The organism is Butyrivibrio sp. AC2005 (assembly GCF_000424145.1).
Taxonomy (GTDB): domain Bacteria; phylum Bacillota; class Clostridia; order Lachnospirales; family Lachnospiraceae; genus Butyrivibrio.
Genome location: NZ_AUJI01000033.1, coordinates 53,739 through 73,336, shown reverse-complemented (window position 1 = coordinate 73,336; position 19,598 = coordinate 53,739). Strand labels below are relative to the sequence as shown.

The 19,598-nt window shown below is 39.4% G+C and carries 35 protein-coding genes and 1 pseudogene; 32 read left to right on the top strand and 4 right to left on the bottom strand.

All coding sequences use genetic code 11. The features are described from left to right. The 10 genes and pseudogenes from G602_RS30950 to G602_RS30370 all read left to right on the top strand — a co-directional run. Positions 1–238 (top strand): annotated as a pseudogene (locus tag G602_RS30950) (RNA-guided endonuclease InsQ/TnpB family protein); the annotation flags it as partial. Between the two features lie 215 nt (positions 239–453). Beyond that, on the top strand, positions 454–765 hold the full coding sequence (locus G602_RS0110840) for a hypothetical protein (protein ID WP_026659018.1): 312 nt from the start codon (positions 454–456) through the stop codon (positions 763–765). Between the two features lie 9 nt (positions 766–774). Beyond that, entirely contained in the window at positions 775–1,155 is a 381-nt protein-coding gene (locus G602_RS0110835; RefSeq protein WP_026659017.1) for a hypothetical protein, read from the top strand. Positions 1,156–1,159: 4 nt separating this feature from the next. Then, positions 1,160–1,756 carry a sce7726 family protein gene (locus G602_RS0110830; RefSeq protein ID WP_026659016.1) on the top strand — a complete coding sequence of 199 codons (597 nt, stop codon included), beginning with the start codon at positions 1,160–1,162 and terminating at the stop codon, positions 1,754–1,756. Positions 1,757–1,761: 5 nt separating this feature from the next. After that, positions 1,762–2,079, top strand: a complete 318-nt coding sequence (locus G602_RS0110825) for a TIGR04076 family protein (RefSeq protein ID WP_026659015.1) — start codon at positions 1,762–1,764, stop codon at positions 2,077–2,079. A gap of 17 nt (positions 2,080–2,096) precedes the next feature. After that, the gene (locus tag G602_RS30945; RefSeq protein WP_196808650.1) at positions 2,097–2,243 is read left to right on the top strand and encodes a hypothetical protein; all 147 of its coding nucleotides are present in this window, start codon (positions 2,097–2,099) and stop codon (positions 2,241–2,243) included. A 15-nt stretch (positions 2,244–2,258) separates the two neighbouring features. Next, positions 2,259–2,387 carry a hypothetical protein gene (locus tag G602_RS31735; protein ID WP_256374975.1) on the top strand — a complete coding sequence of 43 codons (129 nt, stop codon included), beginning with the start codon at positions 2,259–2,261 and terminating at the stop codon, positions 2,385–2,387. Between the two features lie 309 nt (positions 2,388–2,696). Continuing rightward, positions 2,697–2,906 (top strand): hypothetical protein, encoded by a 210-nt coding sequence (locus G602_RS0110815; RefSeq protein WP_026659014.1) that lies wholly within the window; start codon positions 2,697–2,699, stop codon positions 2,904–2,906. Positions 2,907–2,922: 16 nt separating this feature from the next. Further along, the gene (locus tag G602_RS30375; protein WP_155829814.1) at positions 2,923–3,093 is read left to right on the top strand and encodes a hypothetical protein; all 171 of its coding nucleotides are present in this window, start codon (positions 2,923–2,925) and stop codon (positions 3,091–3,093) included. A gap of 218 nt (positions 3,094–3,311) precedes the next feature. Beyond that, complete coding sequence (locus G602_RS30370; RefSeq protein WP_155829812.1) at positions 3,312–3,482, top strand: hypothetical protein; 171 nt, start codon at positions 3,312–3,314, stop codon at positions 3,480–3,482. Here G602_RS30370 and G602_RS0110800 read toward each other — a convergent pair. Next, the gene (locus G602_RS0110800; RefSeq protein ID WP_026659013.1) at positions 3,466–5,142 is read right to left on the bottom strand and encodes a hypothetical protein; all 1,677 of its coding nucleotides are present in this window, start codon (positions 5,140–5,142) and stop codon (positions 3,466–3,468) included. The two genes, G602_RS30370 and G602_RS0110800, sit on opposite strands and share 17 nt — an antisense overlap. Positions 5,143–5,196: 54 nt before the next feature. On the opposite strand from G602_RS0110800, the gene G602_RS0110795 reads away from it, so the two are divergent. Beyond that, positions 5,197–5,631, top strand: a complete 435-nt coding sequence (locus G602_RS0110795) for a MarR family transcriptional regulator (protein WP_026659012.1) — start codon at positions 5,197–5,199, stop codon at positions 5,629–5,631. A gap of 87 nt (positions 5,632–5,718) precedes the next feature. On the opposite strand, the gene G602_RS30365 is transcribed toward G602_RS0110795, so the two are convergent. Further along, entirely contained in the window at positions 5,719–5,877 is a 159-nt protein-coding gene (locus G602_RS30365) for a hypothetical protein (RefSeq protein ID WP_170832886.1), read from the bottom strand. A 549-nt stretch (positions 5,878–6,426) separates the two neighbouring features. Here G602_RS30365 and G602_RS31730 point away from each other — a divergent pair. From G602_RS31730 to G602_RS30355, 10 genes are all read left to right on the top strand, one after another. Next, positions 6,427–6,549 carry a hypothetical protein gene (locus G602_RS31730; protein WP_256374974.1) on the top strand — a complete coding sequence of 41 codons (123 nt, stop codon included), beginning with the start codon at positions 6,427–6,429 and terminating at the stop codon, positions 6,547–6,549. Between the two features lie 359 nt (positions 6,550–6,908). Continuing rightward, positions 6,909–7,172 carry a zinc ribbon domain-containing protein gene (locus tag G602_RS0110765; protein WP_026659009.1) on the top strand — a complete coding sequence of 88 codons (264 nt, stop codon included), beginning with the start codon at positions 6,909–6,911 and terminating at the stop codon, positions 7,170–7,172. Between the two features lie 382 nt (positions 7,173–7,554). Further along, positions 7,555–7,773 (top strand): helix-turn-helix domain-containing protein, encoded by a 219-nt coding sequence (locus G602_RS0110755; RefSeq protein ID WP_026659008.1) that lies wholly within the window; start codon positions 7,555–7,557, stop codon positions 7,771–7,773. Positions 7,774–7,779: 6 nt separating this feature from the next. Further along, on the top strand, positions 7,780–7,938 hold the full coding sequence (locus G602_RS30360; protein WP_155829810.1) for a hypothetical protein: 159 nt from the start codon (positions 7,780–7,782) through the stop codon (positions 7,936–7,938). 161 nt (positions 7,939–8,099) lie between these two features. After that, a complete protein-coding gene (locus G602_RS0110745; RefSeq protein ID WP_026659007.1) occupies positions 8,100–8,663 on the top strand; it encodes a hypothetical protein in 564 nt (187 codons plus the stop codon). Continuing rightward, the gene (locus G602_RS0110740) at positions 8,650–9,186 is read left to right on the top strand and encodes a GNAT family N-acetyltransferase (protein ID WP_026659006.1); all 537 of its coding nucleotides are present in this window, start codon (positions 8,650–8,652) and stop codon (positions 9,184–9,186) included. The genes G602_RS0110745 and G602_RS0110740 overlap by 14 nt, the downstream gene beginning before the upstream one ends. 21 nt (positions 9,187–9,207) lie before the next feature. Beyond that, on the top strand, positions 9,208–9,465 hold the full coding sequence (locus G602_RS26205) for an HDOD domain-containing protein (protein ID WP_044931843.1): 258 nt from the start codon (positions 9,208–9,210) through the stop codon (positions 9,463–9,465). Positions 9,466–9,558: 93 nt separating this feature from the next. Then, entirely contained in the window at positions 9,559–10,416 is an 858-nt protein-coding gene (locus G602_RS0110730; protein ID WP_026659005.1) for a hypothetical protein, read from the top strand. Positions 10,417–10,955: 539 nt separating this feature from the next. Continuing rightward, positions 10,956–11,729, top strand: coding sequence for a DUF6429 family protein (locus G602_RS0110720; RefSeq protein WP_196808645.1), 774 nt, complete (start codon positions 10,956–10,958; stop codon positions 11,727–11,729). Between the two features lie 63 nt (positions 11,730–11,792). Continuing rightward, positions 11,793–11,957, top strand: coding sequence for a hypothetical protein (locus G602_RS30355; RefSeq protein WP_155829808.1), 165 nt, complete (start codon positions 11,793–11,795; stop codon positions 11,955–11,957). Here G602_RS30355 and G602_RS0110710 read toward each other — a convergent pair. Then, positions 11,948–12,142 (bottom strand): (2Fe-2S)-binding protein, encoded by a 195-nt coding sequence (locus G602_RS0110710; RefSeq protein ID WP_044931808.1) that lies wholly within the window; start codon positions 12,140–12,142, stop codon positions 11,948–11,950. The two genes, G602_RS30355 and G602_RS0110710, sit on opposite strands and share 10 nt — an antisense overlap. 184 nt (positions 12,143–12,326) lie before the next feature. On the opposite strand from G602_RS0110710, the gene G602_RS0110705 reads away from it, so the two are divergent. From G602_RS0110705 to G602_RS0110680, 6 genes are all read left to right on the top strand, one after another. Then, complete coding sequence (locus G602_RS0110705) at positions 12,327–12,806, top strand: GNAT family N-acetyltransferase (protein WP_026659001.1); 480 nt, start codon at positions 12,327–12,329, stop codon at positions 12,804–12,806. A gap of 209 nt (positions 12,807–13,015) precedes the next feature. Continuing rightward, positions 13,016–13,906 (top strand): metallophosphoesterase, encoded by an 891-nt coding sequence (locus tag G602_RS26200; RefSeq protein ID WP_242835579.1) that lies wholly within the window; start codon positions 13,016–13,018, stop codon positions 13,904–13,906. An 82-nt stretch (positions 13,907–13,988) separates the two neighbouring features. Continuing rightward, the gene (locus G602_RS30350) at positions 13,989–14,165 is read left to right on the top strand and encodes a hypothetical protein (RefSeq protein ID WP_155829806.1); all 177 of its coding nucleotides are present in this window, start codon (positions 13,989–13,991) and stop codon (positions 14,163–14,165) included. A gap of 98 nt (positions 14,166–14,263) precedes the next feature. Beyond that, positions 14,264–14,452, top strand: coding sequence for a hypothetical protein (locus G602_RS28880; protein WP_026659000.1), 189 nt, complete (start codon positions 14,264–14,266; stop codon positions 14,450–14,452). A 493-nt stretch (positions 14,453–14,945) separates the two neighbouring features. Then, positions 14,946–15,113 (top strand): hypothetical protein, encoded by a 168-nt coding sequence (locus G602_RS30345; protein WP_155829804.1) that lies wholly within the window; start codon positions 14,946–14,948, stop codon positions 15,111–15,113. After that, positions 15,110–15,562 carry a GNAT family N-acetyltransferase gene (locus G602_RS0110680; RefSeq protein WP_026658999.1) on the top strand — a complete coding sequence of 151 codons (453 nt, stop codon included), beginning with the start codon at positions 15,110–15,112 and terminating at the stop codon, positions 15,560–15,562. The genes G602_RS30345 and G602_RS0110680 overlap by 4 nt, the downstream gene beginning before the upstream one ends. A gap of 100 nt (positions 15,563–15,662) precedes the next feature. Here the strand turns inward: G602_RS0110680 and G602_RS28875 are convergent, their stop codons facing one another. Continuing rightward, complete coding sequence (locus G602_RS28875) at positions 15,663–16,409, bottom strand: metallophosphoesterase (protein WP_026658997.1); 747 nt, start codon at positions 16,407–16,409, stop codon at positions 15,663–15,665. A gap of 215 nt (positions 16,410–16,624) precedes the next feature. Here G602_RS28875 and G602_RS0110670 point away from each other — a divergent pair, with 215 nt between their 5' ends. From G602_RS0110670 to G602_RS26180, 5 genes are all read left to right on the top strand, one after another. Beyond that, the gene (locus tag G602_RS0110670; protein ID WP_026658996.1) at positions 16,625–16,966 is read left to right on the top strand and encodes a hypothetical protein; all 342 of its coding nucleotides are present in this window, start codon (positions 16,625–16,627) and stop codon (positions 16,964–16,966) included. A gap of 93 nt (positions 16,967–17,059) precedes the next feature. Further along, a complete protein-coding gene (locus G602_RS0110665; RefSeq protein WP_026658995.1) occupies positions 17,060–17,650 on the top strand; it encodes an HD domain-containing protein in 591 nt (196 codons plus the stop codon). Between the two features lie 50 nt (positions 17,651–17,700). Continuing rightward, positions 17,701–18,165: a GNAT family N-acetyltransferase gene (locus G602_RS0110660; RefSeq protein WP_026658994.1), complete on the top strand. Its 465-nt coding sequence runs from the start codon at positions 17,701–17,703 to the stop codon at positions 18,163–18,165. A gap of 170 nt (positions 18,166–18,335) precedes the next feature. Beyond that, on the top strand, positions 18,336–19,193 hold the full coding sequence (locus G602_RS26185) for a deoxyribonuclease IV (RefSeq protein ID WP_044931805.1): 858 nt from the start codon (positions 18,336–18,338) through the stop codon (positions 19,191–19,193). After that, positions 19,165–19,542, top strand: coding sequence for a hypothetical protein (locus G602_RS26180; RefSeq protein ID WP_049945175.1), 378 nt, complete (start codon positions 19,165–19,167; stop codon positions 19,540–19,542). The genes G602_RS26185 and G602_RS26180 overlap by 29 nt, the downstream gene beginning before the upstream one ends. Positions 19,543–19,598 lie beyond the last annotated feature (56 nt).

The window sequence follows — 19,598 nt, the reverse complement described above, 5'->3', positions numbered from 1 at the left end:
GATCCCTGTGTATAAAAAGGGAAGTAAGGCTGACTATGTTTTTTCCGGAAAAAGGATAAAACGTGGACTTTACAGGCACTACGATGGGACAATAACAAATGCAGATATAAATGGAGCTGCCAATATCTTAAGAAAAGTATTCCCAAAGGTAACCCAATGGGATAGGGGCATAGTGGACATGCCCTGTTCTTTGGGATGCGTTAAGCATCCCAAAGGTTCATGCCGCTCTGCGGCATAACAGAAACCTCTTCCGACGCAGAGTCGGTGGAAGTAGTTCATGGGGATTAACCATAGATAGACTCTGACGACTCATATAGCGTCAGAGCCCTTTTTTGCTTATAATTAAGAGAGTTGGATAAAGGGAAGTTACATATGGAATTAATAGTGAAGCACTTTGATGAGCTCAGCACCAATGAGCTCTATGTCTAAGTGGCGACAGAGGAGGAAAATTATATGGTTAAGATATACGGAATGCCTACATGTCCTTACTGCGATTACATTCATGAACAGATAGTTGGACGAGAAAATGAATTTGAGTACATAAACATCGGTGAGAATATCAGAAACATGGGAGCTTTTACAAGGCTTCGTGATACCAATCCGGCATTTGATCATTCTAAGGAAATTGGTGATGTTGGTATACCAGCCTTTGTTCTTGAAGATGGTAGCATAACACTTGATCCAGCAGTTGTGGGGCTTATTGAGTACGGAACACCTGATGCCTGCTCTATAGAAGATCATAAACGCGGAAAGAAAGGGTGCTAAGAGGAAAGTATGAGATATCTGAAATTCCTGAATCTGATACCACTTATTATGTTCTTCATAGTAGATAAGCTGAGAGGAACATTGATTAGCAGGTATTTACTCATCATAATTGTTGTACTTGGAGTTATAAATATGCTTATTGCAAAAGGAATGAAAGAGTATTGTATTTCATCTCTGATGCTTGTAGTATCGACTGTCGCTGGAATGATTCTCTACACGTATTATTACTACTATTTTGTCAGTTCTAATCCTGAGGCTCCGATTTTTGGTGCGGCGATCATGATGGTTTATGGATTTATTGCATTGGCTGTTGCCGCAGTTGGAACTGTTGTAGTGGTGATAAAAGATAGAGTGGCTGAGAAAAGGGCTTCAAGGACTATAGATGAGTAAGAATATTTTTTATGATAAGGATATCCGAGAACCATTGTTTGATTTTCTGGAAGACTCATTTGGAAAAGTGAGGATCCTTGAGGAGAAAAGAACCGGCAGTGCCAGGGCAGACGTCGTCATGATTACATCGGATTTTCTGTACGGCATAGAGATCAAAAGTGATGCTGATACATATGCCAGGCTTGAGAAACAAGTCAAGAACTACAACTGGTATTATGATCGTAACATTATTGTTGTTGGTTCATCACACGCAGTTCATGTAAAGGAGCATGTACCTGACTGGTGGGGAATTATCACTGTTGAAGCTGACGAGAGCGGTGCGCCTGACTTTTATATGATGAGACAAGCAGAGGTAAATCCCAGAGTCAAGGATAAAAGGAAAATCTCCATTCTGTGGAGGACTGAGTTAAATCATCTTTTAGAGAGAAATGATCTTCCCAAATATAAAGAAAAGAGTAAGCTGTTCGTTCAGGAAAAGCTCATTGAAAAAGTTCCCGGTGAAATCCTGTGGAAGCAGGCATATGAGGAATTGTTTGAGAGAGACTATAACACAATAGCGGAAGAAATTGAGACCTATAGAAAGAATCGAAGAAAAGCATAGAAGGTATGAAGAAGGTTAGAATCACAGTTAAGAAGATTGCCAGATATGAGGATCTTATGGCAGAGTATGAGAAACCGATAGAACATGCTTGTTCTATGGAACTTGGGCAGACATTTGTCTGCAATGGATGGGAAAGGCCGGAAGGATTCTGTGATAGTGCCTGGGAGACACTTTCTCCATTTGTGATGACATTAGCCCATGGAGGAGAAAACTTCTATGATGGCTGGATGAAGAATCCTAAGTCTGCGATGATTTCATGTAATGACGGATTCAGGCCGGTGAGCTTTTTGATTGAGACGATGATGAGGATAGTGAATAGATGAGTAAGGAGGGATAGGTAATGCAGTTTTTGATTAAAGCATATGATGGAAAAGGAATGCTGGACAAAAGAATGGAAGTTCGTCCAAGGCATCTTGAGGGTATGAGCAAGCTTAATGAGCATATCATCTGTGCAGGTGGACTTCTTGATGATCAAGGAAAAATGTAGGGATCAGCACTGATCATGGATTTTGCAAGTCGCAAGGAATTAGATGACTACCTTGCTAATGAGCCTTATGTCCTTGAAAAGGTATGGGAAAAGATTGAAGTTAATAACATCAATGTTGTCATTGCAAATGGGATCAACAAATGAAGGTGAAGGAATATGGTACGAATATCAAAGCAGATAATTGGAGTATGTAGCAAGTATTATATGCCAGCATAATGGATTTTGAACGATCTATGAGACCTGCTTATGGATAGCTACATAAATGAAAGCTTTGAGTTTGGTTTTTTCCACGCAAAATAAGCCTTTGTGAAAAGGCCTGGTAGAAGTATTCAGTTGATTCTTTTAACATAGCATGTACCTGCCTCTTACAGTGTAACTAATAAGGGGAGAGCCGCATTTAGCGCAGGTGCAGATATCACGGTTATATAAGGAAAACTATATTCCGAAGAAGAGGTGTGGCAGGAACTTGAAAAAGTAATAGAAGGTAAAGATGAAGCAAGGGATCCTGCAAGAATAGAAGTATGCCTAAAAGCTATTTCAAACGTATGGAAAAAGCATCCGGATATGAGGCTTGGACAAACTCTGCAGTACGCGCTGGGGAATTCTGATCTGTGGGATGTAAAGGATCTTGATATTAGTGAAGCACTGAAACAGATGGAATAATTGGAGATTTTTTGATATGAAAGAGATTGAGGATATCCTTTCAAGGATTAACCGTATGGGTAAGAAGGAACTGTGGAGGGATAATTCACTGATTTGGGCAGGACCTCAGGCTGATTTCTACCGAATGTTCAGGGATGATCTCTTTTACCAGGTTGTGGGACATACACCTGTAGAGGAACCCACTTGACCTTGGAGGAGTACTGACGCTGGATCTTTTTTCAACATACTCAAATGGTAATCCGTATGGAAACCAGAAGATATACATTGTGGATACAGAAACGAGGAAATATATAGAAGCATTGTAATTTAATTATGAAAGTTTATGAAAACTATATTGAATTATGAAGAATTATGAAAGTATGAAAGTATAATGGATTATGAAGAATTATGAAAGGATGTCATGTTATGAAAAAGAATAATCCATTTACTCTTACTTTTGGAAAACAGCAAAATGAATATATATCCAGATATGAAAATACGGATATGATCTTAAGTACATTTGAGGCTGGTGATGTTCCTTATGTTGCTATATCTGATGATGGCAGAGTGGAGGGCTTTTTTATTTTAAGCTACTAATCAGTTCGTCATAACTCATGTATCCGGTCAGTTCTTCATAATGATAAGAGTCGTACTCGGCAATCTGGGATTTGATTTCGTCTTCAGACATTTCTATGCCTGTGCAGTTGCGATAACGCGCTTCGAAAACTTCCATCTCTTCTGTGGCAGATAGTTCTTCCTCCGAGGGAGTCCTGTCTCCATCGGTATCTTTGAAGAAAAGACTCTCAACATAAAAATCCGTTGAGATTTCTTTACCGTCATGGCTGGTCATATATGAATCATATTGAACAGCTCCGGCATAATCATTGTTGTGGTTGCTATATAATCCTTTTCCAGGGGCATACATGTAGCCATAGTTACCACCGGCACCATAAGCCCACTTGTACATAAGGCAGTGGATGATACCATTTTCAAAAGAGTAGAGAGACACGTTATAGCCCTGACCGTCAATGACGAGTTCAGGAACATCATCACCATCAGCATCTATGAGTCCATAAACATAGTTGTCCCCGGACATATTGTAAAGTCCTGCTATATGAGCATAGGCATCCTTATAATTTTCGAATTTACAATCGGAGTTATCGCCTAATAGCATCTCTTTCACTGAACTAACTGTAATGTTACCGGCAAGCTCTTCTTCAATCTTTTCGTCTATTCCATAGCAGGTCTCATAATAGTATTCGTTCGGAACGGATTCTTCCAGGCGAATATTCTCACCCATGTCAGATTCGCCAATTATAAGGATATCTTTTACTCCATCAGCATTAAAGTCAAAAAAGCTAACAGCAGTAACCTTATTGAGGCTGGTATTATAGTCAACGCTTCTGAATATGCTGGTGTTTATGCTTGTCATGAATTTTCCATCTTTAATAAGAACTATCTTTATTCCATCTTCGGGATCTGGCTTGTAGGTGACAAAGTGTATTGGTGCTTCAGAAGGATACAGTTCAACATCAAAGGTCTGAGTCTCATCACAGTTGTCATCCCACTGTATGAAATTGGATTCCAGGATGAGATTATCACCTGACTTTGTGAACTTTATAATTCTGTCAGCGAATCGTTCGTAATGCTTTTCTGTATTCAGCTCAAATCTGAGGGTGTAGGAGTCGCCATCCTTTTCTCCGGAAATACATTTGAAATCTTTTCCATCATACATGGAATCCCAATGGTAGTAATAATACGAATCGTGATCTGCTACATAAGCCCAGTAGGAGTCGGGCAGATCTTTGGGAGCGCTGGTGCCAAGATGGGTTTCAAAGAACTTGTTGAAGTCAGTAGCCCTCATGACATACAAATCGCCATATACCTGAGGTTGATCAACCGCAGCAAGATAATCATTTATTTCATCATCACTTAAATCTTTAACGTCAATCCCGGCACCATAATAGAATACTGCGTTTAAATCTATGTCGTCAGGATTGTTAAATGGGTCAGTAAGGAATCCCTTATACTCCGGTGTGTTGAAAAGAGTTGTGAACTCATCAAGCTCTGAGTCGGACAGCTCAACAGTTTCATCGGCAGCAGTTTCTTCGGATTGAGGTTTTTCTGTGTGTTGGATTTCCTCAACAGAAATCTCCTGGGAAGAGGCAGGAGCAGTGTCATCTGTTGTTGTATTTTTACCGCATCCTGTTATAAGGAGTGCGACTGATAATAACGGTAATAGTCTCTTTATGTTCATTTCAGATAAGCCTCCATAAAAGTCTTTATTTATGATATCACAGAGTTGTATGCGTTGGGAAACGCAGACGGATTCCTTTTATCATGGTTCCCACACAGATTTATCTGCCGTTTTTTAGGAATCCTTTTCAGTAAGAAGTTTTCCGGGAACCAAGGAAATAACTCGCTAAAACTGACATCAAATGCTCAGATGATTTTGCTTTACCTGATGTATAATGCAAAAGCTGATTATACAAAAAAAGAGTTGGCCAAAAGGCTGGGACTGGATCCTGTTTACGTAACAAGGTGCACTAAAGAACTTGTTTCTAGGGGATTTATCGAAGAGAAAAGAAATGGGCGTAGTGTCGAAGTGGGACGAGTGCTTGGTGCAAAGGAACTGTTTGATGATGCAAGCTCTGCATTTGTCAGCCCGGTCAGAGATATTATCTTTTGGAAGGTGAAACACAAGAAAGACGAAGATATACAAAGGAAAGCAAATGGTCGGGATTAGGAGGAGCGAATGCTGGAAGTAAGAAAGGCAAAGGATTACATAAAAAGAGAATCCTGTTTAAAGGATCCTCCGGGGTGACTATATAATTTACCAAACGAATGTAACTGCGTTAGCTACATCTTCAGTAATTGTGTTATCTTTTACAAGCTTTCCAAGCCATTTTTCAAGGTTATCAACTTTGTGGTTGGTCTGGATAAAGTGGATCTTCTTGCCTTCTACATCTGTTGAAAGAAATAATTCGTACATATACATAAGAGAAACCTCCGTTAAATCTTCTTATTTTCTTTCATTCTCATTGGCCATTTGAATGTTCTTTTTCGCTTACAGAAAATATATCGATGGGGGTTCTGAATTTCTTTAGGGCAATTTACAATGTTTATTTTTATTTTTTTCTGAGGAGAAAAGTGAAAAAATAATACATTTTCAAAAAGGGTTATGCACATGATCTTCTGAGCCGATATATGTATTAGAAAGACAATCATACAGGGAACGAGACAAGCCTCCGGTTTCTGTATGGGAGCCTCCCGAGAAAGCCCGAGCTTTCAGAGGATGTAGTAAACCAAAACGATAATAAGAGAAAATTTCCATTTTTAACTCCTCCTAATATACATATGTGCATGAATGACCTGATCAATGCAGAGTTGACCAGGTTATTCTTTTGCCCATTTGTAGGGCTGGCAGAGTATAATAATGCTACTGACAGTTACCAGATTACAAAAATGTTTATAGAGAACAAAGAGCAGCTATTAAAGAGGCTTCTGAGCGAGGAGTAAAGAAAAATGTGGGAAATGGATTATGAATAAACTTCCGCAGCCGATGAATCTCATCAAAGTTGTGGCTACGAGCTACGATTATCTTGATTCAGATCTGAAAAAGGACGGCTTTGGTAGTAGGCAACATATGGAGGTAACACATTGATACAGATTTAAGTTTGATGCTGAGAATAAGTAAATAGTGTGTGGAAAGGTGCATAAGTACTTGGCGCTCATTGCTTGATGTAAATTTGATCAGGCAGGGAGCGCTTTTTCGCGTTCTGAGAACGGAAATGCAGATGTGGAGCGGATGTTAACAGAGGAGATTATTGGACACATGAGGTGGTATTAATAAATTATGAGGAACTAATGGAACTTTAATGGAATTAACTCTGGAGGCGCATATGTTTGTTACACATCATTTATATCCGGGATTCGGATCGGAATTGTTATTTGCAGCAGTGATAATAATCCTTGCGGGGGTTATAAAGTAAACTTTGGCGCAATAAGCTAAGGAGGTGTCTTATGGCTAAATGTGCAAATTGTGGAAGAGAATTAAGTGGTAATGAGAGTTTCTGTCCAGACTGTGGTTGGCCTGTGGGGCAAGGAAAAGGGGCAACCTCCATTGAAGAGCTTACAGAAACAATCAAGCTCATGGCCTATGAGAACAGAACTCAGAACGAGAAAATCATCCAACTGCTGGATAATCAGAACAAGATGATTGCTGAACTTGGGAAGATGATTGCCAGCATATCAAAGTATCAGATTGTAAGTACTATGTTCAAGTAATGAATGAAGATACTTTAGTAAATCAGGAGAAGAGTGAGGTGGTGCATATGAGCAGACTGATCTATTGGATAAAGAAATGCATGAATAAGAATAACAAGTTCTGTAGGCATTTTTGTGTTACCTGTGAGTTTTATGAGTTTTGTAAACGGGATGGCAATCTGGAGTAGGAGGCGGCTATGAGTACGAGAATCAGGATTGTATTGGGTATCATTGTCAGTATCATTAAGGTATTTGAACGGAGCTTAAAGGAATATATAGGCTGAAATAATGCATTGACTAAGCCGAACGACGAACATTATACTATTATTAGTAAAAATAAGCCGTTCGGCTAATTGTTTGGGATAATTGACCTAAATAAGCCGTACGGCTAAAAGGAGCTGTTATGGTTATATCGGATGCTAAAATGTTTGGTGAGCCTTTGAAGAAACGCAGGAAAGAGCTGGGATATACACAGCGCTATATATCTGAATTTACAGGGTTCAGCATTAGTTTTATTTCTGATCTGGAGAATGGAAAGAGTACGGCTGAACTTGGGAAGGCAATTTATCTTGCAAATATGCTTGGACTGGATATTGTGATAAACGCAAGGGGCAACAGATGAGAAAATATGATTGGAGAAAGAGTTGCAATGAATGTTTATGAAGACGTCCTTAATAGATTCGAAAATTCCATCAATGAGTCGGTAACCGAACTGTCTTCAATGGGATTTGAAAATGCGTTGGATATAGGTGACAGGATACTTCTGGCTAGAAGGGGTATTTTCTAATCTTGCAAAAGGAAGGATGGCAATGTTTCTGTGTGACTAAGAAAACTGCAAGGCGGAAATTATATTGTTTAATTGTCTGAAAAAAGTCCTCGTGACGGTATTATTTACTGTTAAAAGGACTTTTTTCTGTTATAGTAGAAATAGTTTTGATGGAGGGAATTATGTTTTATCACGCATCACCATTGGGGAACATTTCCAGGCTGGAACCTAGAATTTCTAATCATGGAATCCCTTTGATCTATTTTTCAAGAAAAAGAGAAAATGTGCTTGTTTATCTGAGTAATGCTGTAGAGAAGTATTGCAGAGAAACAGACTTCGCTTTTGATGGAATCTGGCAAAAGTGGGGACCATATGGATTTGGTAAGGATGGGAGACTTTGTTTAGAGGAGTATTATCCAAATGCCCTTGAAGAAACATATAGTGGCGTTTCAGGATACATTTACAGCGCTTCCGAGATAAAGGATTCAGGCTTTGAGCTTCAGATACCGAATGCAGCGACCAGTAGTGTTCCTGTGGATGTATCAAATTCGGAGCTTGTTGAGGATGCTTATAAAGAGATTCTTGAAGCAGAAAAGCTCGGACTGATAACCATAATCAGATATGAAGAGCAGACTGCTAAAAAGAAAGAATGGATTGCTCGGACGATTAAGCAGGAATTTGAAGATGCTGAGAATCATCCCGAATACAGACATTTTTTGAAAGGGAAGTTTAATGGAATTATATAAGCCGGAGTTATTAAGGGTGGAACCATTTAATATGAACTATCTTCAAGATTATTTTGAAGGATTTGATGAAGAAATTACAAAGTATCAGTGGCCGGATCCTTTTGAGAGTATTGATGATGCCAGGGAGCTTTTACAAGGATTTCTTGATGAGGTAGAGAGCGGAGAAACAATACTGCTATCAGTTCTATCCAATAATGGTGAGTTTATTGGAAGCTCAGAAGTACATGGACTTTCAGAGGACTGTTGTGAAGTTGGTGTTTGGATAAAAAAGACAGAATGGAATAAAGGCTATGCTTATACTGCATTAAAAAAGGCTCTTGATGTTGCCCGTACTATGTATGGTAAAAGGGAATTCTTTTATGAGACAGATATCCGTAATATCGGAAGCATGAAGCTCCTTCACAAGTTTGAAGATGAATATGAAATTATAGAACAGGAACTGGAGAAAATGACTACTGATTCCGGTAAAGAATTGGAACTCCAAGGATATATCATGAGAGCTAAAGGAATCCAAAAAGCCTGAATAAGGAGGTGTTTGATATAGATGTTACCAACGATAGAAGAAGCATTAAACGAATTAAAAATAGCAGAACATCTGAATCCGGGACCATGGGTAAAACATTCAATGAATACTGGTGTTGCAGCAAGAAATATTGCGGAAAAAGTGCCGGGATTGAATTCTGAAAAAGCATATATTGTAGGCTTGATGCATGACATCGGCAGAAGAGCCGGTATTACGGATATACCGACACATGTCTATGACGGATATAAATATTGCATGGAAAAATTAGAGGATATATGAAAACTATTCAGCTGATAAATGATGATTATCTGGGCATGTTGAACATCTTCGCCATACGAATGCTATTTCCACGGAGGTCTCATTGAGTAAGGAATGAATACGATTTTGGAATATGCCCAAAGGAATAGAGCTTCATTTGAGATGGGAGGAGTCTCATCCAATGAAATTCGTTTTTTTACATACGAGGGGAAAAGATATATTTTAAAGACACCATTCATGACAAGAGATGATTTTTCACCGTTTTGGACAATGATGAGGAGGGTGTTTGGTTATTCGGTAAGGGAGCAGAATGCAAGTCTTTATAATATTTACAGTGCTTTGAAGGATAATCCTCATATAAAAGTCGCTCCGATTGTAGCAGCAAATGAAGATGCAAGCGTTTTTGAGTTTGTTGAAGGAAAATCATGGGATAATGATTTTTTCCCAAAGGGAAAGAATAACGCTTATACTTTGGGTCAGTTTATTGGATATAATCACCGGACAAAGGCCAATTATTCTGGCCTTTTGGGCACTTCAAAAGGTGATTTCTTTTTTGAGAATGCCAGAAGATATATTGAGGATTGTATTAGCGAGCATTGGAGTGGAAATGATGATGCAGATAAAAAGGTCAGAGGTTATTACGAGCAGATAAAGGATAATAAGCTTTCAAGCTGTGGTAATTCACTAATAATGATCGACATATGCGCGGATCAGTTCTTGTTTAGCGATGAGAATATTGTTGCGTGTGTTGATTTAGATGCGTACGTTATTGGACCTGTAGAATTGGAGCTTAGCTTCCTTCATTACCAGGTTGAGGACTGGGATGAATTCAAGGCGGGATATGAGACATATTGTGAGATGCCGTCGTTTGATGAAGTGAGTAAATTATTCTTTTTGCTTATGGCACTCAATTCATACAATAACAAAGCAGAAATAGATGGATACTGGGCAGGTCTATTAGAGGAAAGGTAGAAAAGGATATCATGATACAGTTTGGTATGCCAACACTCATTGAAAATCATACGCTGGAGGAGAATGTAAATCTTTGCAGCAATTTGGGTCTTAAATTTATAGAATTAAATATGAACTTTCCTGAGTATCAGCTACAGTGCCTAGAGCAAGATGCTGCAATGTTTAAATTCAAAAAGACCTGAATTCCTTCCGTGTAAGGGCGTGAAAATATATAAAAGCCGCATCGCTGCGGCTGAATTTTCGAGGGGTGCTGCCAGACTGTTATGAGCCTGGCAGTGTGTTATGAAGAAAAAGTTTCTATGAGGGGTTCTCAAGAGGTGTGTTCCTCTTGATGTGTTTACTATAGAGGATGATGCTTAAGCCAAACTAAAAATATGTGGGGAGAGTGTGAAAGGTTTGTGAATTAAATGAAGCCATAAAGAGGTGGCTCAATTTCTTACGAATACTCGGAGATGAAGATCGATTTAGATCAATGCTCTGGAGATTTTGCGTTATAATATTGATATTGTGATGCGAAAAAAGGTTATGAGGAGATGGTTATGGGCAAAAAGACGAGGCAGGAGACAATAGACGAACTGACACTGGCGTTAATGTATCTGACACGCTTTAATGACAGGGAGGGAAGCTATTTCAATGAGATGGCATGGAAAGGATACGACTTTGATTCTATAGAGCGATTAGACCAGAGTGATTATATATTTGATCCCAAGCGTAGCAGAGGTGGCGCATATAAGTATGCATATCTGACAGAAAAAGGTCGCCAGAGAGCAAGGGAGATTCTAAAGGAACTGAATGCGGAGGACCAGAAGTTGTATGAGCAGTTTGAGTTTCGCACTATAAAGCAGGAAGAAGCAGATGAAGCTGCAGAGATTGAGCAGATTTGCTTCCCACCGAATGAAGCATGCACTCCTGAGCGTATAAGAGAAAGAATAGCAGTTGCAGCAGACTTTTTCTATGTGGCAATCGATAAGAAAACTGGAAAGATGGCTGGATTTCTGAATGGTATTGCGACGGATGAGTATGATTTTCGCGATGAATTTTTTACGGATGCAGGGCTCCATAATGCAGACGGCAAGAATATCATGATTCTTGGACTTGATGTTCTGCCTGAGTACCGGATGCAGGGGCTTGGAAGAGAGCTTGTCTATAATTACTGCCGCAGGGAACAGAATCGTGATAGGAGAAGACTTGTCCTTACTTGTCTCCCCAATAAAGTGAAGATGTATACAAAATTCGGATTTTTGGATCGCGGAGAAGCTTCATCTACATGGGGTGGAGAAAAATGGCATGAGATGGATATTTTTATGAATTAAGGTTTTTCGATAAACGAATATGAGAGGGGTAGGATATTTTGGAAGAGATTTTTGATGTAACAGATGATAACGGAATTCCTGTGGGAAGGACAGTCACAAGATGAAGAAGTAAAATGGTTCAGCATAGATGATGTACTTGAAGGATGCAAACATAGGGATGGAACGTTCTGTGTTCCAATGGAGGGACTTGAGACAGTGATGAAGCATCTGGGATATGATCAAGCGTAATCTTCGGGGAACATAAGGATATCGCGGATCATGGTAGTGATAAAATCGCGGCATTTTCCGCAGCCGGTACCACATCCGGTTGCTTCCTGGACTTTTTCATATGTATCTGCACCATTTTTGACTGCATCAAGGATTTTGCCATAATTAACGTTTTTGCAGGAGCATGCGATTTTATCTCTTTTCATATCAGATATCCCTCCAAAGAATGATTTTGACAGTATAGATATCGGCAGTTGTTTGAAGGAATATTACGTGTATTATTAAAAAGATGAAATGAATGCGGCTGTGATGGAGACATGCTATGCGTCACATCGTATGCCTACATCAGAAGAAGTAGAGCTGAGGATAGGCAACATAAGGAGCAATTAAATGTTTATACGAGAATATACAGAAAAAGATATTAAACAGATGATAAGCATCTGGAACGAGGTTGTTGAAGACGGGATTGCATTTCCTCAAGAAGACATGCTTGAGGAAGAAACCGGGAAAGAGTTCTTTAGATCACAGAGCTATACGGGTGTGGCTGAAGACAATGGAAAGATAGTAGGACTGTATATTTTGCATCCAAACAACGTAGGCAGATGTGGACATATTTGTAATGCCAGCTATGCGGTAAGCTCAAAGTGTCGAGGAAAGCATATTGGAGAAAAGCTTGTAACAGACTGCTTGGAAAAAGCCAAAGAACTTGGATTTCGAGTAATGCAGTTCAATGCTGTTGTCGAGAGTAATATACATGCCAGGCATTTATATGAAAGACTTGGATTTGTTCAACTCGGGACGATACCAGGCGGGTTTCGTATGAAGGATGGGACTTTTGAGAATATCTGTCCTTATTATCATGTTTTGTGAAAGCATAGCGATTATATTCAGTTTAATGAAAAAGATAATTGCTTTAAAAACTGTGTATAAACTGAATAAAAAACACACAAAAATATTATGAACCAATCCACGTATAGCGCGCTATTTGGTTCATTTTTTATGTTTGTGATAAAATGTGTGTTTGCTGCTAGCGATTTCGCTGATATTAAAGAAGTAAAAGAGGATTGAAATGAGTGGAAATGAAAAAGGGTAAGACTAAAAAGATTGTAGTATTTATGATTTTGATACTGTTGGTGCTGATCGGAGTTATAGCATGGTTTGAATGGCCGGTTACTGAGCAAATTAGCATTGACGGTAACGGTAAGATAGAGGGGGCTGTGAGATTTGCTCTGGTCACAGATCTGCATTCTTGCTACTACGGTAAGGATCAGTCACAGCTGACTTCCATGCTGGAAACAGAGAGCGTGGATGCAGTTCTTTTATCCGGAGATATTTTTGATGACAAAATTGATGATGATAACACCAAGGCATTTATAGAGGCGATCGCGCCTAAGTACCCATGCTTTTATGTGACGGGCAATCACGAGTTCTGGAGTAAAAGAGAAAAAGAGATGAAAGCGTACCTTGAATCACAAGGCGTAGTGGTACTTCAGGGTGATTCAAGTACAATCGAGATAAGAGGAAACAGCATAGATATCTGCGGAGTTGATGATCCCACCTACATGCCTGAAGAAGAATGGACAGCTCAGCTGGATGGCGCAGATGCTGCTTCCGACAGCAATCACTACAGGATCCTCTTGTCACACAGGCCGGAAAAGGTTTATGTATATGAGAAGTATTCCTTTGACCTTGTTGTTTCCGGACATGCCCACGGGGGACAGTGGAGAATTCCCTTCACAGGACTTGGGGTAATGGCGCCGGATCAGGGGTATTTCCCAAAGCTTATTGATGGCATTTATAAAATGGAAAACGGTTCTGAGATGATTATCAGCAGGGGGCTGGCGCGTGAGAGTACGCCATATCCGAGATTTTTCAATCATCCGGAAATTGTGATGATTGAGATTGATGGCACAAAGGATGCTGAGCATGAAGCTCAGGGACAGGAAAAAACTGTGAATCAATGTCATTAACTGTGAATAGTAACGCTATTTACGGGAGCCGATTGAATTCCATGGTTCAAAATATATGGACGCGATAAAGAGGAATACTGAAATGAACAAAAAAATACAGATGAATTTCCTAATAGCGATGGAAACTACAATATTGAGTATGATACAGGAAAAATCAATGTATTTGATTTCGATAACTGCCGTACTTGTTGGTATTTATATGATATTGCCAATTTATGGTCCCATGGTCTTGGATGGATCGCATGGAATAATGACGTGAATGAAAGACGGGCATATATGGAAAAGTATATGCAGACAGTCATTAAGTGATACCGGACTGAATGTACCATAACCGATGAAGAACTTGAGCATCTGGAAATGATGGTCAATGTAGTATTGATGGAAAATATCATTGATGTCTTTGAGATAAAGAAGGCTTCCGGTGAAGAATTTAATTTTGATGAGGAAGAAAGCTACAATGTGAAATGCCTTGTGGAGGGACTTAGCTGGTTTGGCTTCTACAGTGATGTTTTTGATGTCGAAGCACCTTTTGAGGTAGAGATATAAAATTTCAGTAGGATAATGCACAGCTGGAACAGGAGTAAATATGCTTCTGTCTAGAATGCTAGAATGTTACGGATAGTTGTTGATTATTCAGAATAGTTTCTGCCTTTATCTCGAGTAATGCTGATATAGGCAGTTGATTATTTGGGATGAATTCTGCCTATATTCCGAATAAATCTATTATAGGCAGTTGAAATTAGAGTTGATATTCTGCCTCTTTTGAGGTGTTTACGATATAGGCAGAATATCTAAGATAAAATAAACTGCCTATATTTATAAAAAATGAATAGAGGCAGAAAGACAGATATAAAAAGCACTGCTACTATTTAACAAACTACAATAAGGGCAGGATAGCCTTATTAAAATCAACTGCCACTATAACAAGTTCAAAAATAGTAGCAGAACAGAAGCAGAATGAAATGCGACAGTATGTTATCTTTGAAGATAATCATTGTTGGAGGAAGAAAAATGCCATATATAGACTGGGGAAAAGATCATGAGGGGAATGCTTTCTACTCAGATTCTTGAAAAAGAACCAAGACTTAAGAATGCAAGTCAAATACGAAGAAATCCCGGAGGAACGTATAATGAAGATCACGGTCATAAATTCGTAACGCTGTATATTACATGGAGCTATTCTTATAATGAGGAGATGAAAAAATGATTGAAATAAAAATTTCAACAAAAAATGATATTGAACGTTTGATGAGTATTCGCTTTGAAATGCTAAAGGTTGTGAACAATCTACCAGAAGAATACGAGTATTCAGATGAAATAATAAATGAAAGTCGCGATTACTTTTTGAATGGAGATCAGATGACTGTTCTTGCTATTGATGGTGATGCTGTTATTGGCTGTGCATCCATGAGTTTTCTCAGAATAATGCCAACATTTGATCACCCAACAGGAAAAAGAGCTCATCTTATGAATGTCTACACAAGACATGAATATCGTCGGCAGGGAATTGCTCAAAAGATGGTTGAGTTGTTAATAGAGAAAACATGGGAGAAAGGTGACACTGAAATTAGTCTTGATGCAACCACACTAGGAAGACCACTCTATGAAAGAATAGGATTTTCAGATTCAACAGAATGTATGGTTTTGACTAAATAATTGGAGAACCGCGACAAAGATTACAGCGAATACTATAAGGGCAGGGTATATCATGAAAGATATGCTTTATCGCACGCATCACATAATGTATAATATTTCACTATGAGGGAAATGTAAGTGCTATTTCACTCATATCATCGAGCCGTATGCATATGACACCATACTCATTGTCATTAAGTACTCCCCGATCTCTGTAGGAACAGCCACCATCGATGAGGGTTATGTTCTGGGCATGAAATGCCTGAAGTTTTGTATCAAGACCGGCAACTCGCTGAACTGGAACATGCCCTATGATGAACTGCCAATCATTTTCAATGTAATCATCAGTTGCTACAAAAATGTCAGGACGATAAGGTGTTTTCCATACGATGTTCCATACTGTCTGATAGCCGATATCTTCAAATTTTGTATCGATAAGTGCAACCTTGAAATATGAGTGGGTAAGGCAAAATGTTGTATTACCTATGTCTGCAAGAGTTGTAAGGACTCTTGTGTTCAGCCAATTAAGAAGGGCTTTTCGTTCATCTAAAGATAATTCCTTATAATGTTCAAAAGTAACTTCTCCACCATTTGAGTATAACCAAAGGTAGGAATCTTTTCCGGGAGTATTGTCAATGGAACCATCTGGTGCGACGGCATTGAGCATCATGAATTCATGGTTGCCTATGAGAAGATCCATGTTTGGAGCATCCTTTATGGTCTGTAATATCTTTATTCCATCCGGGCCCCTGTCAATTGCATCTCCCAGCACATACATAAAGTCATCATCTGAAAAGTGGATTACATCCAGGAGTTTTTGAAAGATATGATATTGTCCATGAAGATCTGAGATAGCATACGTTGACATGGAATCACCTCTGTTTTTTAATAAATTACCATAAACGGAAAATAGAAATAATAATATCGCAATGGTGGATATATATTCTATATCCAGTTACCAATATAATAGCATCAACGAAAAAAAATAATAAAGTTTTTCTGAAAACAGTCAAGGACAGTTTCGAAAAGAGAGTAATTTTAATCTATCTTGTTAGTAGAACTTAAAAGAGGAGGCTTGAATTAATGACACCTAAAATCTGGTTATTCATCGCATTGATCGGAGTACTTGCACCAGTTTATCTATTGTTTGGCGTAGCGACTTCCAAAAACGTCAAGGAGATGTCTGAAAAGAACAAGGAAGAGATTGAAAAGAACAGAGCCAGGCACAGATATATGATACTGGGTCAGAGCTTGGGGATGGGCATAGGAGTTGTAGTTGGATGTTTAGCAAGTTATCTCTTGTCCGGAAAAGTATCGACAGGCATGTGTCTTGGAACAGGACTTGGAATGTTTGCAGGTATGATGGTCGGAGCAATGATTGATAAGAAAAAGGCATCGGAACAGAAGCCAGATGCACTAAATTAATGATAACACCAATCGGCAGGACGCAGTTTTCTTTGAATTGTGTCCTGTCTTTTTCATGGGTATAATTATTCATGGAAATATCAGGAGGATACGATGGACGATAGACTTAAGAAACAACTGGATTTTGCACTGGAAGTTGATAAGGAAAAGAATATATTCAGACAGACACATTTGTCAGGTCACGGCAGAAATGAGAATGATGCTGAGCACGCCTGGCATATGGCTCTTATGGCTTATTTGCTGAAGGAGTATTCTAATGAACCTGTTGATATAGCAAGGGTCATGATCATGTGTCTTATACATGATGTCGTTGAGATAGATGCAGGTGATACCTACGCTTATGATGAGGAAGGCCTTAAGACTCAGAAGGAGAGGGAGGATAAGGCAAAAGAGAGGATTTTTTCTATTCTTCCTGAGGATCAGAAAGAGGAACTGATAGCGCTTTTTGACGAGTTCGAAGAATATCAGACACCGGAGTCAAAGTTTGCGCATGCCATGGACAATCTGCAGCCGCTTATTTTAAATAACAGTAATGGCGGAGATGATTGGAAAGAGCATGAGGTAACAGCAGAACAGATCTATGGAAGACAGAGCAAGACAAGATTAGGATCTGAAAAGCTGTATGAGGAAGTGACAGATAAGCTGGTTCAGGAGAATATTGAAAAAGGGAATATAAGACCATGATAATGATGAAGTCATTGTTGTAAAATAGGACAATTTGTTTGGAGAAGAAGATGGATTTCGTAGTTAAGCATTTTAATGAGCTCAGTACAAGAGAGCTTTATGAGATTTTAAAAACAAGATTTGAAATATTTGTTACTGAGCAGGAGTGCCTTTACCAGGATCTGGATGACAAAGATCAGGACGCAATACATGTATTTTGCTGGAATGATTCTGGAAGGGTTGCAGGGTGCCTTAGAGTATTTTGGAAAGATCATGATAAGACGGCAGGTGTGGCACAGATTGGCAGAGTTGTTACGCTAGAGCATGGTAAAGGCATTGGAGGAGCAATGCTTAATCAGGGAGTCGATGTTGCTATAAACAGGCTTAAAGCGAAAAAAATATATCTTGAAGCTCAGGACTATGCTATCGGATACTATGCAAAAGAAGGCTTTGAGGTGGTTTCGGATGTGTTTATGGAGGATGGAATTCCTCATGTGAAGATGGAGCGTATGATAAACGCAAGAGGCAACAAATGAGAAAATCTTGTAATCTTACAAAAACACAGGAGTACTCAATTGTAGATATGTTTTTATCGGAGGGTGTAGGTGAAGGTTGTTCTTATTAGGCATGGAAGCCAAACTAAAAATATGCGGGGAGAGTGTGAAAGGTTTGTGAATTTGATTTTTGAAAGGATGAATGAAAAGAAATGATTTACATAGGCTGTCACTTATCAGTTACAAATGGATATGAAGCTATGGGACGTCAGATGGTAGCTTTTGGCGGAGATACATTTTCATGGTTTACACGCAACCCCAGGGGAGGAAAATCGAAGGATGTAGAACCCAGAGATGCCCAAGCACTTGAGAAGCTCCTCTCTGAAAAGAGATTCGGAAAACTCGTTGCTCATGCAAGTTACACCATGAACCTATGCTCTGCAAATCCTGATACGAGAGCGAATGGACTTGATATGCTGAAGAAGGATCTGGAGAAAATGGAATACCTTCCAAATCAGTTTTACAATTTCCATCCCGGTTCGCATACAGGACAGGGGGCAGATGTAGGAATAAGTCAGATAGCGGAGGGACTAAATAATGCCCTTTGGCCGGAGATGAAAACGACGGTTCTATTAGAGACCATGGCAGGAAAAGGCTCAGAAGTCGGCAGGAGCTTTGAGGAACTCAGGCAGATAATTGACCTTGTGGAGCTTAATGACAAACTCGGAGTCTGCTTCGATACATGCCACACCTGGGATGCCGGGTACGATATCGCAGGTGACCTGGACGGAGTGCTTGATCAGTTTGATAAGATCATCGGCCTTCACAGACTTAAGGCAGTTCACTTCAATGACAGCAAGAATGAGTGCGGCTCCGGAAAAGACCGCCATGAAAAACTCGGACAGGGAATGATAGGCATGGAAGCAATGAAGAGATTTGCAATGCATCCGGCTTTCGAAGGACTGCCGTTTATATTGGAAACACCTAATGACGATGAGGGATACGTGAAGGAAATTGAGACGGTGAAGGGTTGGTTTGGCTATGAAGAAGAGAAACTTTATTACAAATAGAATAGTGCATACATCTGCTATGGTTGCCCTTACGTCTGTATTGATTGCATTGTCAGCTGTCGGCGTCGCGACATATGCAAAAACAACTGACCATGAAGAGACAGTATTATCGATACTTCCGTATAGTGGTAGTGATTCTGTGCCTCTAAATGATAACAAGCCTGTTTTCATTGATTCAGAACTAACAAGCAAATCCTATGAGAAATATGGTGAACTTGATGAGCTTGGTAGGTGTACTCCTGCTATGGCATGCATTGGCAGGGATATGATGCCCACTAAGGAGCGTGGCTCTATATCTGAAGTAAAGCCAAGTGGCTGGAACCAAAATAAATATCCCCGGAGTTGTTGATGATTTTGGTCAATGCTCCGGGGATTTTTACGTTATAATGTTGGTATGTGATTTTT

What these genes read in the sequence shown, in the direction of transcription:
- G602_RS0110835 (WP_026659017.1), top strand. Translation starts at nt 775, where the DNA reads ATGAGATATCTGAAATTCCTGAATCTGATACCACTTATTATGTTCTTC.
- G602_RS0110660 (WP_026658994.1), top strand. Translation starts at nt 17,701, where the DNA reads ATGGATTTCGTAGTTAAGCATTTTAATGAGCTCAGTACAAGAGAGCTT.
- G602_RS0110680 (WP_026658999.1), top strand. Translation starts at nt 15,110, where the DNA reads ATGATTGAAATAAAAATTTCAACAAAAAATGATATTGAACGTTTGATG.
- G602_RS0110705 (WP_026659001.1), top strand. Translation starts at nt 12,327, where the DNA reads ATGTTTATACGAGAATATACAGAAAAAGATATTAAACAGATGATAAGC.
- G602_RS26205 (WP_044931843.1), top strand. Translation starts at nt 9,208, where the DNA reads ATGTTACCAACGATAGAAGAAGCATTAAACGAATTAAAAATAGCAGAA.
- G602_RS26185 (WP_044931805.1), top strand. Translation starts at nt 18,336, where the DNA reads ATGATTTACATAGGCTGTCACTTATCAGTTACAAATGGATATGAAGCT.
- G602_RS0110755 (WP_026659008.1), top strand. Translation starts at nt 7,555, where the DNA reads ATGGTTATATCGGATGCTAAAATGTTTGGTGAGCCTTTGAAGAAACGC.
- G602_RS28875 (WP_026658997.1), bottom strand. Translation starts at nt 16,409, where the DNA reads ATGTCAACGTATGCTATCTCAGATCTTCATGGACAATATCATATCTTT.
- G602_RS31735 (WP_256374975.1), top strand. Translation starts at nt 2,259, where the DNA reads ATGGATTTTGCAAGTCGCAAGGAATTAGATGACTACCTTGCTAATGAG.
- G602_RS26180 (WP_049945175.1), top strand. Translation starts at nt 19,165, where the DNA reads ATGAAGAAGAGAAACTTTATTACAAATAGAATAGTGCATACATCTGCT.
- G602_RS30350 (WP_155829806.1), top strand. Translation starts at nt 13,989, where the DNA reads ATGAACAAAAAAATACAGATGAATTTCCTAATAGCGATGGAAACTACA.
- G602_RS28880 (WP_026659000.1), top strand. Translation starts at nt 14,264, where the DNA reads ATGATGGTCAATGTAGTATTGATGGAAAATATCATTGATGTCTTTGAG.
- G602_RS0110665 (WP_026658995.1), top strand. Translation starts at nt 17,060, where the DNA reads ATGGACGATAGACTTAAGAAACAACTGGATTTTGCACTGGAAGTTGAT.
- G602_RS0110840 (WP_026659018.1), top strand. Translation starts at nt 454, where the DNA reads ATGGTTAAGATATACGGAATGCCTACATGTCCTTACTGCGATTACATT.
- G602_RS0110730 (WP_026659005.1), top strand. Translation starts at nt 9,559, where the DNA reads ATGAATACGATTTTGGAATATGCCCAAAGGAATAGAGCTTCATTTGAG.
- G602_RS0110765 (WP_026659009.1), top strand. Translation starts at nt 6,909, where the DNA reads ATGGCTAAATGTGCAAATTGTGGAAGAGAATTAAGTGGTAATGAGAGT.
- G602_RS30375 (WP_155829814.1), top strand. Translation starts at nt 2,923, where the DNA reads ATGAAAGAGATTGAGGATATCCTTTCAAGGATTAACCGTATGGGTAAG.
- G602_RS0110745 (WP_026659007.1), top strand. Translation starts at nt 8,100, where the DNA reads ATGTTTTATCACGCATCACCATTGGGGAACATTTCCAGGCTGGAACCT.
- G602_RS0110800 (WP_026659013.1), bottom strand. Translation starts at nt 5,142, where the DNA reads ATGAACATAAAGAGACTATTACCGTTATTATCAGTCGCACTCCTTATA.
- G602_RS26200 (WP_242835579.1), top strand. Translation starts at nt 13,016, where the DNA reads ATGAAAAAGGGTAAGACTAAAAAGATTGTAGTATTTATGATTTTGATA.
- G602_RS30345 (WP_155829804.1), top strand. Translation starts at nt 14,946, where the DNA reads ATGAGGGGAATGCTTTCTACTCAGATTCTTGAAAAAGAACCAAGACTT.
- G602_RS30370 (WP_155829812.1), top strand. Translation starts at nt 3,312, where the DNA reads ATGAAAAAGAATAATCCATTTACTCTTACTTTTGGAAAACAGCAAAAT.
- G602_RS31730 (WP_256374974.1), top strand. Translation starts at nt 6,427, where the DNA reads ATGAATAAACTTCCGCAGCCGATGAATCTCATCAAAGTTGTGGCTACG.
- G602_RS0110740 (WP_026659006.1), top strand. Translation starts at nt 8,650, where the DNA reads ATGGAATTATATAAGCCGGAGTTATTAAGGGTGGAACCATTTAATATG.
- G602_RS30945 (WP_196808650.1), top strand. Translation starts at nt 2,097, where the DNA reads ATGCAGTTTTTGATTAAAGCATATGATGGAAAAGGAATGCTGGACAAA.
- G602_RS0110825 (WP_026659015.1), top strand. Translation starts at nt 1,762, where the DNA reads ATGAAGAAGGTTAGAATCACAGTTAAGAAGATTGCCAGATATGAGGAT.
- G602_RS30365 (WP_170832886.1), bottom strand. Translation starts at nt 5,877, where the DNA reads ATGTACGAATTATTTCTTTCAACAGATGTAGAAGGCAAGAAGATCCAC.
- G602_RS0110720 (WP_196808645.1), top strand. Translation starts at nt 10,956, where the DNA reads ATGGGCAAAAAGACGAGGCAGGAGACAATAGACGAACTGACACTGGCG.
- G602_RS30355 (WP_155829808.1), top strand. Translation starts at nt 11,793, where the DNA reads ATGATAACGGAATTCCTGTGGGAAGGACAGTCACAAGATGAAGAAGTA.
- G602_RS0110710 (WP_044931808.1), bottom strand. Translation starts at nt 12,142, where the DNA reads ATGAAAAGAGATAAAATCGCATGCTCCTGCAAAAACGTTAATTATGGC.
- G602_RS30360 (WP_155829810.1), top strand. Translation starts at nt 7,780, where the DNA reads ATGATTGGAGAAAGAGTTGCAATGAATGTTTATGAAGACGTCCTTAAT.
- G602_RS0110670 (WP_026658996.1), top strand. Translation starts at nt 16,625, where the DNA reads ATGACACCTAAAATCTGGTTATTCATCGCATTGATCGGAGTACTTGCA.